Source organism: Jeotgalicoccus psychrophilus DSM 19085, assembly GCF_000425845.1.
GTDB lineage: Bacteria > Bacillota > Bacilli > Staphylococcales > Salinicoccaceae > Jeotgalicoccus > Jeotgalicoccus psychrophilus.
Genome location: NZ_AUEF01000007.1, coordinates 107,193 through 119,819, shown reverse-complemented (window position 1 = coordinate 119,819; position 12,627 = coordinate 107,193). Strand labels below are relative to the sequence as shown.

16 protein-coding genes are annotated in these 12,627 nt (G+C 39.0%); 4 read left to right on the top strand and 12 right to left on the bottom strand.

From position 1 onward, the window contains the following. Positions 1 to 327: a TIGR04104 family putative zinc finger protein gene (locus tag H625_RS0103390; RefSeq protein ID WP_026858659.1), complete on the bottom strand. Its 327-nt coding sequence runs from the start codon at positions 325 to 327 to the stop codon at positions 1 to 3. A gap of 68 nt (positions 328 to 395) precedes the next feature. After that, positions 396 to 701 carry a thiamine-binding protein gene (locus H625_RS0103385; RefSeq protein ID WP_026858658.1) on the bottom strand — a complete coding sequence of 102 codons (306 nt, stop codon included), beginning with the start codon at positions 699 to 701 and terminating at the stop codon, positions 396 to 398. An 80-nt stretch (positions 702 to 781) separates the two neighbouring features. Here H625_RS0103385 and H625_RS0103380 point away from each other — a divergent pair, with 80 nt between their 5' ends. Next, positions 782 to 964, top strand: a complete 183-nt coding sequence (locus tag H625_RS0103380; RefSeq protein ID WP_026858657.1) for a hypothetical protein — start codon at positions 782 to 784, stop codon at positions 962 to 964. On the opposite strand, the gene H625_RS0103375 is transcribed toward H625_RS0103380, so the two are convergent. From H625_RS0103375 to H625_RS0103350, 6 genes are all read right to left on the bottom strand, one after another. Continuing rightward, on the bottom strand, positions 961 to 2,079 hold the full coding sequence (locus H625_RS0103375; protein ID WP_026858656.1) for a CapA family protein: 1,119 nt from the start codon (positions 2,077 to 2,079) through the stop codon (positions 961 to 963). The genes H625_RS0103380 and H625_RS0103375 overlap by 4 nt on opposite strands. Position 2,080: 1 nt before the next feature. Beyond that, complete coding sequence (locus tag H625_RS0103370; RefSeq protein ID WP_035785089.1) at positions 2,081 to 2,944, bottom strand: M23 family metallopeptidase; 864 nt, start codon at positions 2,942 to 2,944, stop codon at positions 2,081 to 2,083. Position 2,945: 1 nt separating this feature from the next. Further along, positions 2,946 to 3,878: an ABC transporter substrate-binding protein gene (locus H625_RS0103365; protein ID WP_026858654.1), complete on the bottom strand. Its 933-nt coding sequence runs from the start codon at positions 3,876 to 3,878 to the stop codon at positions 2,946 to 2,948. Positions 3,879 to 3,947: 69 nt separating this feature from the next. Then, entirely contained in the window at positions 3,948 to 4,334 is a 387-nt protein-coding gene (locus H625_RS0103360) for a PH domain-containing protein (RefSeq protein ID WP_026858653.1), read from the bottom strand. Positions 4,335 to 4,365: 31 nt separating this feature from the next. After that, on the bottom strand, positions 4,366 to 4,914 hold the full coding sequence (locus H625_RS0103355; protein ID WP_026858652.1) for a VanZ family protein: 549 nt from the start codon (positions 4,912 to 4,914) through the stop codon (positions 4,366 to 4,368). Between the two features lie 14 nt (positions 4,915 to 4,928). Further along, the gene (locus H625_RS0103350) at positions 4,929 to 6,668 is read right to left on the bottom strand and encodes an ABC transporter ATP-binding protein (RefSeq protein ID WP_026858651.1); all 1,740 of its coding nucleotides are present in this window, start codon (positions 6,666 to 6,668) and stop codon (positions 4,929 to 4,931) included. A 98-nt stretch (positions 6,669 to 6,766) separates the two neighbouring features. Between H625_RS0103350 and H625_RS0103345 the strand changes: the two genes are divergently transcribed. From H625_RS0103345 to H625_RS0103335, 3 genes are all read left to right on the top strand, one after another. Next, positions 6,767 to 7,666 (top strand): ABC transporter ATP-binding protein, encoded by a 900-nt coding sequence (locus H625_RS0103345; RefSeq protein WP_026858650.1) that lies wholly within the window; start codon positions 6,767 to 6,769, stop codon positions 7,664 to 7,666. Then, positions 7,659 to 8,861: an ABC transporter permease gene (locus H625_RS0103340; protein WP_026858649.1), complete on the top strand. Its 1,203-nt coding sequence runs from the start codon at positions 7,659 to 7,661 to the stop codon at positions 8,859 to 8,861. The genes H625_RS0103345 and H625_RS0103340 overlap by 8 nt, the downstream gene beginning before the upstream one ends. Positions 8,862 to 9,071: 210 nt before the next feature. Continuing rightward, positions 9,072 to 9,434 carry a DUF6176 family protein gene (locus H625_RS0103335; protein WP_026858648.1) on the top strand — a complete coding sequence of 121 codons (363 nt, stop codon included), beginning with the start codon at positions 9,072 to 9,074 and terminating at the stop codon, positions 9,432 to 9,434. 69 nt (positions 9,435 to 9,503) lie between these two features. Here the strand turns inward: H625_RS0103335 and H625_RS0103330 are convergent, their stop codons facing one another. The 4 genes from H625_RS0103330 to H625_RS12465 form a co-directional block, all read right to left on the bottom strand. Next, the gene (locus tag H625_RS0103330; RefSeq protein WP_026858647.1) at positions 9,504 to 9,683 is read right to left on the bottom strand and encodes a hypothetical protein; all 180 of its coding nucleotides are present in this window, start codon (positions 9,681 to 9,683) and stop codon (positions 9,504 to 9,506) included. Positions 9,684 to 9,735: 52 nt separating this feature from the next. After that, positions 9,736 to 10,455 carry a glucosamine-6-phosphate deaminase gene (nagB, locus tag H625_RS0103325; RefSeq protein WP_026858646.1) on the bottom strand — a complete coding sequence of 240 codons (720 nt, stop codon included), beginning with the start codon at positions 10,453 to 10,455 and terminating at the stop codon, positions 9,736 to 9,738. A 9-nt stretch (positions 10,456 to 10,464) separates the two neighbouring features. After that, positions 10,465 to 11,070, bottom strand: coding sequence for a pyroglutamyl-peptidase I (locus H625_RS0103320; RefSeq protein WP_026858645.1), 606 nt, complete (start codon positions 11,068 to 11,070; stop codon positions 10,465 to 10,467). 239 nt (positions 11,071 to 11,309) lie between these two features. Beyond that, positions 11,310 to 12,518 carry a DUF418 domain-containing protein gene (locus H625_RS12465; protein WP_035785087.1) on the bottom strand — a complete coding sequence of 403 codons (1,209 nt, stop codon included), beginning with the start codon at positions 12,516 to 12,518 and terminating at the stop codon, positions 11,310 to 11,312. Between the last annotated feature and the right edge of the window lie 109 nt (positions 12,519 to 12,627).

The following is a 12,627-nucleotide window of genomic DNA, read 5'->3' as shown; positions in this document are numbered from 1 at the left end:
TTATTTCCCCCTTGGTTTATCTTTTATATTGTAATCATATCGTTTAAAACGTACCGTCAGCGGCTGGAATAAAAGTAAATACAGCAGAAACATAATAAAACTGATTAATAGTGACGGCACTACCGGCCAGCTCATAATCGGAATTAATATAAAGATAAACAATGCCACACTGAGTATCGCAATATAGTCATATATTATCGATAATGTGGACGGTTCCAAATATTCTTTGCAGTTTGGACACTTAATTCGCGTCCGCGGTTTAAGCGCATAGCCGAGCACTTTTTCCTTGTATGTCCATTGATGTTTGCAGTACGGACACTCTCCCATGACATCACCTTGCTTTTAATTTTTTCTTAGCATAATTATAACAAAAAAGAAGAGCGTATTTGCTCTTCCTACTCATCATCTTCAAATTCATAGTAATCTTGTAAAAGATCTTTAATGCTGTTTTCTTCTTTTGACTGTACGAGTTTAATATTCGTCGTTACATGCTCGCAGCCTTCGTTTGATAAATGGGCATTAATCTTTTTAACTAAGTTAAACAGTTCATCCAGACTGCCCTCAACTGTCGTTTCCTGCGGGCCGACAAAATGCGTTAAACCGCAGCTCTCAATCAGTTCAATTGCACCTGTCGTATGCGAATACAATTTAGCGTCGCCCGGATGGTACGGTAAAACCTGAATACTCATCAAATAGTTCATTTAAATCTCTCCTCAAATACTTTTCTGCTACCATTATGATACTATAAATTAAAGAAAACAAACATTTTGAGGTGACAGTTATGTTTAAAATCAGTAAAGGGTTAAATATTATATTAATCGTTATTGCATTGGGTGCAATTTATTATTTCTCACAGGATTTTCTCGGTCCTTCATGGAATATTCCGCTAATCATCCTGCTGCTCGTTCTCGGTGCTGCATCGATTATGTCAATTATTAAAAAAGAAGAGCCTGAAGATTATTAATCTAAGTACGGTACGAAGTCGACCTGATCACTGTATGATGTCATATGCTCTTCGACATCACCGTACACATCATCCATTCCCATATCGGCTAAAGGATGAAGATAAAAATCTTCGTACTCATTGCTGTCGACGTATGTCGGCATAAAGCGCACCGCTCCGATGTCAGTTTCACCGCCGGACTGTTCAACATTTACTTCCAAAATACCGCCGAGGCGCGTATTCAATGACTGCTGCGCACTTAAGAAGTTCGACATCGAATATGCGATAACGGCTTCAGAACCGTCTCGTCTTTCATAATGTTCAATCGGCTGCAGTGTGTGCGGATGTGAGCCTACAATAATATCAGCACCCGCTTCTGCCATCGTACGGTATTCAGGTACATGTTCTTCACGCGGGAAATCATCGTACTCCACACCCTGATGATAACTGACAATCAGCACATCCACTTTCTCTCTCAGCGCTTCAATATCCGATAAAATTCTCGGCATATCGATTATATTCACTAAGTATTCCTGCCCTTCAGGCACCGGAATACCGTTCGTTCCATATGTATAAGCTAAGAAACCGACATCAATCCCGTTCACCGTAAATATTCTGTCGCGCTCCATATCTTCCTGGCTGACGTTTGCTCCAACGTAATCAATACCGCGTTCAGTTAAGTTTTCAGCTGTTGCAAGCACACCTTCTGCACTGCGGTCGAGCGTGTGGTTATTTGCAAAGTTCACAATATCCGCATCAAAGTAACTCAGTAAATCTGCAACCTCTTCCGGTGCATTAAACGTCGGATAGCCGCTTAAACCAAGTTCTTCACCGCCGATTGGGGTTTCCTGATTCATAAATACGAGATCCTGCTGCTGCAGGTAAGGCGCAACACTTTCAACACGCGACGTGAAATCGTATCCTTCTTCTGTCCTCACATCTTCATATAAATAATCGTGAATTAAAATGTCTCCCGTTGCAGCAAAAGTAAATGAACTGTCCAGATACTGACTCAGGTTATCGTAGAACTGCTCCTTATCAATATGGTTAAATTCTTTTGCATGCGCTTCAAGCGGTTCATCATCAGAACCTGAGAAAATATTTAAAAATAACAATACTGACAAAATTATCTTCATATTATTCACCCCGTAAAGTATCTCCCTGTTTTGGTTCAAAATTTAATTCTGCAAATCTAATTCGAATCGACAGTCCTTTTTCAGGTATTGGCGCATCCATTACATGAAAGTGCAGATGCGGTGTATCGCTTGCCCCGCTGTTGCCGCATGCCGCGATAAGATCACCGGGACGCACTTCGCTTCCTTCTGACACTAATATCGAATCTTCTTTTAGATGGGCAAGCAGGGAATATTCAGCTTCCCCGTGCTTAATTACAATCGCATTGCCTTCCGGCTGTTCCATATTCATCGAGAACGGTGCATTATCAGCCACGCCGTCATATACTTTAACCACTGTTCCAGTGCCTGGTGCTGTGACCGCTTCACCGTAACCGTAATGGTCGTTTAAATGTTCCCCACTGCCCTCGTACGGTCTGCCGTCTTTTTTGATGATAAAATCATAAGCATAGCGCTGGGACTCGTGCGGATAGTGGTAATTCCAAAAGTTATTGCTGCCGCCCCATAATACAAACCATTCTGTTCTAAAAGGCAGTACATACTCTTTTTCTGTATAAATATGATCGGTATTAAATTTGTCCAGCATGCCAAACTGCAGCCCGACGATATCCCGCTCGTTTGAAAATGCAGCAGTTATCATGCGCATGGTCTGATTATCCACATAGCTGTAGCGCTTTATGCCCGGCTCGAGCTGATTGTATTTAAACAATTTAAAATCCCCGGTGCCTTCATGAAAAGCTGCCGCTTCTTTTTTAAACTGGTTCAAGGGCATCACGTCCTGATATCCTTTTACAGTCTGAAAGTATATCTCTTCAAATTTTTCCTGATTAAAATAAAATCCAAGTTCTTCCGGATAAATTGCTGACATTTCATTCACCTGCCTCATTTACTTTATCGACAATATACTCCGTCTGATTTTTTATTGATATTAAATCATTTGTAATATAATCATCGCTGTTTAATAAAATAACATTCTCTAGAGGTATACCGAGCGCTTCCGAAAATTCATTCCGAATATTATCATCATTCGGATTTTCAACATTGACGAACATATAATCCGCTTCAAATGACCCGAAGTCTTCAGGCTGTTTTAAATCGAACAAACTATCTTGAACATCATCTTTAGCTGCCTCGTCCATTTGGAATCCGAGTACATCGTAAACTGCTTCAGTACCGTAGCTCATATATTCATTGTAAAGCAGATAGCCATCCTCATTCTCTACAGCAACGAGTGCTTTCTTCTCGTCCACCTGTTCAGTGAGACCTCTTTTTAAGACCGTTGTCTCAGCTTCCCACTCATCGCCGATTTTGTTCGCTTCATCCTCTTTATTTAATATAACCCCTAAATAATACAGCTGCGTTAAATACACACGCGGGCTAAACGGACTCATAATACCTGAAGAATAAGTAATCCTGATTGACGGTGCTATTTCCTGATATTCTTCAAAATACTCATCCGGAGAGTATGTAACGATTAAGTCCGGATTAATTTCTTTAAGCGATTCAAGATCTCCCGGCTCAAGATACGTCACTTCTCTGCCGTAGGCATCTTCAATTGTACTGTTATTTTCCAGTCCTTCGTTAACACCGCTTACATTAAATCCCAATAGAGACGCGTTTCCCGGGTCAATCGAGCGGAACAGCACAATATTTTTTGGACTGACAGGAATATCAATCTCATTTGTATCTTCTGTCGTAATTCTTCTTACTTCGCCGTCATCTGATACATCAATTTCTCTAAAGCTTGAACAGCCGGTCAGTATCAGTACTGCTGTCAGCAGCATCATAAATTTTAGTTTCATCTCGTCACCTTCACTATTGATACCGCCATTATACACATAAAAAAAGCCGGGGGATACCCGGCTTTTCGTTTAAGCAAATGCTTCTTTATTTACAGTATCTGCTTGATGCTGTGCTTTGTATTTATAATAAAATTCCAGAAACTTATCCAGCTTCCCTTCAGAAATACTCTTAATGCTGATCAGCAGCTTGTCGTCCTGCCATATATGGAAAATATGCCCAACCAGCAGCAGTTCTTCAACCGTCACCCGTGTAATGTTCTCAAAACTGATTTCTTCTACGCAGACTAGATCATTATCTTCAAGATTCAGAAACAATCTGTGAGTCGTCGCAACTAATGATCCGTGGTATGTACTTTTCTCCCCATCAAAATACTCCACTGACCCTACCAGCGCCGGTCCTACTACTTCTTTTGGCAATAAATTAACGCCCTCTATGTGTTTTAATTTGTTGTACATAGACAACATCCCCTTTTTTATATGTTCTTTACTACTTACCACCAAAGAGCACATAATAAACATCTTTAAACTTTAAAAATATAACACCGAGTATAACTCCGGCAATTCCGCCAATGGAATTTAAAATAATATCATCGATGCTCGTAATTCTGCCAATCGGCAGAAGATACTGTGTTGTTTCGATAAACACCGACAGCAGCATACATAAAATTGTCGTGAGCAGTTCTTTCCTAATAATAATATACAGAAAGAACGCTGCGGGAATAAACAGAACAATATTCATCAGCACACTGTTAATCAGTGCCTCTGTCGTCGCAAAATACCACAAATCTTTAATGCTTTCAAAAGGTGTCAGCTGGACGATATCACTGTCATTTGAAGTCGGCATCAGCGTCACGAGGGAGATACCGACCAGACTCATCGTCAAACCGATGACCGATAAATATTTAATCTTTTTAGAAATGGAATCCAGATGATATCCGTGTTTTATATTAATCATCAGCGTAACGACTGTAATCAGCATAAAAATCATTACAAATATCGGAATCACCGGCTGAAATGCTTCAAATAAAATACCCATAAAATATACTGCCTCTAATCTTCTCCAAATTGCTGTTCTGTAAATGCTTTATACATCTCGTGAGATGCTATTAGTTCTTCATGCGTGCCCTCACCTGTCAGGTGTCCGCTGTCGATAAAGTATATTTTATCCGAATTCACAATCGTCGACAAACGATGTGCGATAACGAGTACAGTTCTGCCGGCCATCAGTTCATTCAATGCTTCCCCGACATATTTTTCCGACTGTGAGTCGAGGCTTGCAGTTGCCTCATCCAGCATTAGAATTTTCGGATTGCGTAAAAATGCACGGGCAATACCGATACGCTGACGCTGTCCGCCGGACAGTTTCACACCGCGTTCGCCGACTTCCGTCTCCAGTCCTGCAGGCAGCTCGTTAATAAACTCGCTCGTGTAAGACTGTTTCACCGCCCGGTCTATATCTTCGTCATTATATTGACCGGTCTTCAGTCCGTACGTAATATTTTCCCTGATTGTTCCGGACACGATTGCACTTTCCTGTGCAACATAGCCGATACCGCTTCGGTAGTCCCCGAGCGGAATGTCTTCGATATTAATATTATCTACTGTAATTTCACCATTCCATACAGAATAATAACGTTCAATCAGAGAAAATACTGTAGATTTCCCGCTGCCGCTTGGACCGACAAATGCAATTTTTTGATTGTTATTCGCGGCAAACGAAATGTTTTCAAGCACAGGAGTATCGTCATATCCAAAAGACACATCATTGAAGCGAAGCGTCTTATATGATAATTCCGCACTGTCCATATTCCCGGGTTTTTCATCTTCCATATCCAGTATGCCGATAATTCTTCCCGTTGCACCAAGTGCTTTATTATACTCTGTAAAGAACATCGCAAACATGGTCATCGGCATAATAATCTGGAATAAATACAGTAAGAAAGCAACAAGTGTACCGATAGTCATTGTGCCGTCAGCCACTCTGAGTCCGCCGTAGCCGATAACGAGTATAATCACAAACATCATAATCGTATACATAATCGGTGACAGCAATGCGTTAATGACCGCTTCTTTCATACCGTATTTATACAGCTGGTTAATACCACGGCTGCCTTTTTCCTGTTCGTAGCTTTCTGCATTAAATGATTTCATTAACCGAATTTCACTCAATGTTTCCTGTATAGAGCCGGTAAAAACAGCTGTCTCATCCTGGAGCTTTTTCGATATTTTCTGCATACGGCTGCCGAGCGGCATAATAACCGCAATCGAAATTGGCAGTGAGACGAACATGATTAACGTCAGTTTCCAGTCGAGGAAAAACAAGATAATGACCGAGCCCGCAACACTTAAAATCCCGCTGATTAATTGCGGAAAATGACTCGTAATCAGATTCTGAATAATGCTCGTATCGTTAACGACACGGCTGACTGACTCACCGCTTTTAGTTTTATCGAAATAGCTCACCGGCAGTTTAAGGAACTTCTCCCAGACCATTTCGCGTAAACTCCGGACGACGGTCTGCCCTATTTTAGCGAGCATGTAGTACGATATGCCGTCGATGACTGCGCTCCCTAAAAATACACCGATAATTAAAACGACAAGAGGTGCTGTAATCAGGTCAGTATTGAAGCCGTCGATAAACATCTGTGTCAGAAGCGGAACGATTAACGAACCGATGGTGCCTATCAGCGTCAGCAGAACACCTGTATAGAATAACCCTTTTTTCACATTGGTACTTTTTATTAAATTAATAAACTTTTTGAATGATGCTTTTTCTTCATTATTATTCAAATTTCCGCCCCTCTCATAAACCCAACTTACATTATAACGATTTTTGTCTGTTTAAGCATTATGGTAAACTTAATTTAACAAAGTTAAGGGGGAATATTATGACTCTGGAAATTACGAATATTACAAAAGTATTCGGAGAACAAACAGCTGTGGATTCAATTAACATCAATGTGCCGGCAGGAAGCATGTACGGTTTTCTCGGCGGTAACGGTGCCGGGAAGACGACAACGTTCCGTATGATTTTAAAACTGCTCACACCGACGTCAGGCACCATTTTATATAATAATGAGACTATCGGATATCATATGACGAATAAAATCGGCTACTTGCCCGAAGAACGCGGACTGCACCCAAAATTAAAAGTATCAGAACAAGTCCTTTATTTAGCCGAGTTAAAAGGAATGTCAAAAAAAGAAGCTAATAAAGCACTGGATTACTGGCTTGAACGTTTTAAAGTAACCGAAAACAAATTTAAAAAAATTGAAAAACTGTCTAAAGGGAACCAGCAGAAAATCCAGCTGATCGCTTCTATAATACATAACCCCGAGCTGATCATTCTCGATGAGCCGTTCAGCGGACTCGATCCCATTAATGTTGAAATGCTGAAAGATGCGGTAAAAGAGTTGAATGCCCAGGGCTCCACTATTATTTTCAGTACCCACCGTATGGAACATGTTGAAGAGCTATGCGAAGAATTATGCATACTCGACCGCGGCAAACAGATAGTCAGCGGCAATATCGACCAGATTAAAAAAGACTTCGGCCAAAAAGAAATAATTATCGAAGGTGAACATGATATTTCGTTCGTTAAAGATATGCCGGGAGTTCTTGAAATGAAACAGATAAGAAATAAATCAGTCATTAAAATTGCCGAAGAAAAATATGCGGAAGATATTTATAACCGTATTACTGATATCGGCTACTTTAAACGATTCCAAGTCAATGAGCCATCGTTAAATGATATCTTTATCGCGAAAGTAGGTCGTGATTATGAATAAATTTATGACGACATTTAATCTCACTTTTTTCTCGAAATTAAAAGCCAAATCATTTTTAGTTACAACACTGATTATTATTGCAGGAATGTTTATCGCGTTTAACCTCGATAAAATTATCGGCCTGTTCGATTCTGAAGATGACGCGCTGATGCTTCAGGTTGACGCCGATGAGTCTTTCCTGTCAGTCTTCGAACCGACACTGCAGTCTTATGATGAAACGATTGAACTCGTCGAAGCAGACGGCAATGCAACGCTTGAAGTTGTGAATACCGAGCCGCTCGAAGCTGAAATGCGTATGGATGAAGAGATTTCAACATCCCAGGAGCAGAACATACAGCTTGCCTTAAACGAGACAAACCGCGCCTATGTGCTGCAGTCGCTCGAACTGAGTCAAGAAGAAATTGCACAGGTGTACGAGGAGGTTCCAGTTGAATTCTTAGTAGCTGCGGGCGATGATTCAGGAGAGTTTGAAGCAGCCGGTGCCGATGATACTAATGTATTAAATATGATTATTTTCTACTTCTCGGTAATTCTGATGTTCATTATTATTCTGAACTATGCAAGTCAGATTGCGACGGAAATTGCGAATGAGAAATCTTCACGTGTGATAGAAATGATTGTATCGAGCATTCGTCCGACGCAGCATTTAATGGCAAAAGTGTTCGCCATGATTTCTGTCAGTGTTATACAAGTTGGCTTAATTACCGCAGGCGGTCTGATCGCATTTTATTTTTCTGATACGACTGCCCTGCTCGAGCAGTTCGGCCTCGAGACTAATGACCAGACATTGAAAATAGTCATTTACTGTATTATCTATGTCATTCTCGGATTAATTCTTTATCTGTCTGTTGCAGCGATGCTCGGTTCATTTATTAACCGGATGGAAGATCTGCAGCAGGGACTTATGCCGGTAACATTCCTCAGCATGATCGGGTACTTTATCGCGCTCGGCGGAATGTCATTTGCAGATAATATTGCAGTGACGATTACAAGTTACTTCCCATTCTTCACACCATTCGTTATGCCGCTGCGCCTGCTCGTTAACGATACAGGTCATACACCGATGCTGATCGGTATCGCGATTATGACTGCAACAATTATTATTACTCTCTTGCTCGCAGGCTTCGTCTATAAGAGAAGTGTACTGTCGACAGAGAGCGGTATTATTAAAAATCTTAAAAGAATAAGAAAATAAGCTGTTCATAATCATCCCCTTCACCTTAAAATTGAAGGGGTTTTTTTATTTAAAAAATGTATTTTTGTGCAGTAAAATATTTAAAAATAAATTTCTATTTAATTTTAAAATATGCTCTTATTTTACATTCAAAAAAGATTTTAAATAGTCATTGACAAACCATTTTAATGTTGTATCATGATGTAGACGAAAAACAAAGGAGTCCTGAATATGCAAGTAGAGTTAACACGATTTAGGGTGAAAAAAGATAAAGAAGAACTTGTCGATCAATGGATGGAATTCCTGAATGAACATATGAACGATGCCCTTCTTACACTTGATGGCGAAAAAATGTTTGTAGAAACAATCATGAGAGACACGATGGGGAATCGAGATTATCTTTACTGGTATTCTATTCAGGCAGATGACGGTGATTCCAATTCGGAAACTGAGAAGTGCATTGATACTAAACACCTTGAATTTTTCCACAAATGTATCGATGTCACCTACCGTCCAAAAAATCTTAAAACAGAAGTTGTGATGATTCCGCAGCGAATCAAAAAGCAGATTGAAGAAGCGGCAGAAGAAGTTTAAATTATAAATAAAGCTGAAAACGCATAAAAACGGCACTGAAATCTAATTTTAGAATTCAGTGCCGTTATTTTAATTTTTATCTTTCTGTTCATCCCTTAGCGATTTTACGCTGTAAAGAATATAATAGCCTGCGAAAATTACTGCGATTACCTGCAGAAACCAGTTCACTTCCACCATCGTGTTCGCGATAATTAAAAATATTACCAGCATCGCGCCTGTATATATCATTTTCTGTTTATATTCATTCATAAAAAATACTCCTAACACATATGTATTAGAAGTATTATCTCATAATTTAAATTTATTCACCAATCGCAGCAGTATCTGCAATAATTGTAACGTCCTTGTGATTGTTTAAAACAGAAGCTGGATTGTCTTCAGTAACTTCGCCGCTTAACAGTGCGTCGAGCGCTTCTTTTTTATTTTCACCGTAAACGAGAATGACAATTTTTTCAGCTTTCATAATTGAGTTTAAGCCCATAGTAAATGCTTTAGATGGCACATCGCCAAGTTCATCAAAGAAACGTGAGTTATCTTCAATAGTTTCGGGTGTTAAGTCAACGAGATGCGTTACTGAATCAAAAGGTGTACCTGGTTCATTAAATGCAATATGACCATTGCGTCCGATACCTAGTAACTGAACATCCAGTCCCGACTCATCGATCGCTTCTTCATAAGCTTTCACTTCAGTCTCTGAGTTTTCAGCTTTACCATTTAATAAATGAATATTCTCTTCCGGTATCGATACATGGTTAAAGAAATTCTCATGCATATAATATGAATAACTCTGTTCGTGGTGTTTATCCAGTCCTGCATACTCATCGAGATTAAATGTAGTGATATTGTTCTGATCAACATCGCTGCTGTTTAATTTTTTAACCAGTGCTTCATAAGTCCCTTCAGGTGTTGAACCCGTTGCCAGACCGATAACCGGTTTTTCATTTTCTTTAATAACATCAAATAAAATATCCGATGCTTTCTTGCTCATTTCTTCGTAATTGCTAACTTTTACTAACTCCATAATGTCCTCCTAATTTGACTGCAGGTTTTCAATAATAATATGAACCGCCCGGGTAATATCTTCTTGTGACCAGCTCGGTACACGCTGTGCAATACCGATTTCATGACTCGGCGGTACATGCACAAAACCTGCTGGAATATCCAGCTGTTTCTGCTGTAAATAATGTAATTCGCTGTACATTAAATTGTTGCATAAATAAGTACCAGCTGAGTTTGAAATATTTACAGGAATATTTTCATTCAGTAATATTGTCTCAAGATGCTTTAACGGCAATGTTGAAAATAAGCCATCTGCCCCATTCTCATGAATCTTCTCGCCATTAGGTTTAAAACCTGTATTATCTTCACGTCCGTCAATTGTATTAATCGCAATACGCTCAAGATGAATACTTGAAATGCCGCTTGCCAGCCCTAAAGAAATAATCGCGTCAGGTTCAACAGTTTCAATATCCTGTTCAATCAATGCATTAATTTCCTTAAAAGCTACAGGATAAACCCTGCCGATGATTTTATAATCTCCGATTACTTTGCCTTCTATACTTGCCACGGCAGACTGTGTCGGATTTGTTTTAAATTTCAAAAATGGTTCGTAGCCAGTTAATAGTAACGTCTTCATAAATTATCATCCTTTTTATATTACTTAGAGAATAAAGTAATAAGTAAATAAATAGTAGCATAAATCGTATAAAAAGTGTGAAATTTCTATGTATTGAAGGTTGTTTTTTGTCTTTTTATGTAAAAAAGACTGAAGAACTGTGAAATGTTCCTTGGAGAGCAACTGTCAGTCCCCCAAATAGAAAGTGAACCTCCGACTAATGAGTCGGAGGTTCACTTCGGTTTATATGATTACAGACATTATTTAGCATATTCTTCGGTATTTTTTATATCCTTCCCCCACTTCTTTTTCCGAAAATTCATATACGTTACGGTTCTGAGTGCATATTCCAGCGGACCGTACGTAAAGTGTTTTAAATACCAGACAGCGAGTATCATTTGCAGAATATAAAATACGATAAAGATTATGACACTCCATACAAATGTATCTGTTCCAAATATACCAAGTCCATAGCCGTAAAATATAGAAGTTCCGATTATACTCTGCATAATGTACATTGTGAGCGAAAGTTTGCCCATGGATTTCAAACCAGTCATAACTTTGCTGTTGGTATAGTGCTGATATAAATATTTTATTAAGCTCATTAGCCCAAATGATAGTACAAGACCAAACATAAAATTAAGTGAGTAAGCGATATCTTCATTATCTATCCAATATATAGAAGATTTTAAAATGATACAGACCGGTATTAAATAGATAAACAGTTTTGAACTCCAGAATGAATCTGCATTTTTATTGAACCATCCCGATTTTGATAAATATACGCCGACTACGTATAGTGTTGCTGGCATTAATATTCCTATTACTAAAATCAGAACGTTGCCTTGATCCATCATTTCATTTATGAACGGATCTTCAAGGTTCTGCCTTGCGTCGAGTATTTCTGAATAGTTTCCACTATTATGCACCTCGTAAAACGTTGACATATACTCCTGGCTTTCTTCTGAAGTCACTCCGGATTCAATGTTTTCAGTAGGCACAAAAAATGATAATGCAGTAATAGATACCAGGCCTGAGACAAGCAGTATTGTTACAATTTTAAAGAACCATTTCGGCAGTCCTATAAAAGGAATGAAAATAAGCATCCCGATACCATAAGCGAGCAGGATGTCACCTTCCCATATAAAGTAACTGTGCAGTATTCCCAGTACTATTAATCCTACTGCACGGCACAGCAGTTTGATTCTTTTCCATTTTACTTCCTTATTCTTCATGGACTGAAACAGTTTATCCATTGAGAAACCAAAAAGTAGCGCAAATATCGGCAGAAAACTTCCTTCAAAGATTATTTTAACTGCCTTAAACAAAAATTCATTTACTCTGTTTAATTCATAAAACTCCACATGATCTTTACCTGATAAACCAAATTGAAAAATCAACAAATTTGCCATAAATATTCCCAGTAAACTGAAACCTCTCACGGCATCTGCACTCTCTATTCTCTCCATTTTTTCCACCTCTCTTTTATTATATGATCGCTGTCTTAATTCAACTTTAAGTATTTCTTAAATCTACCTTAAATATGCCGCTCTTCTATAGTCATTTATAATTTTTTTC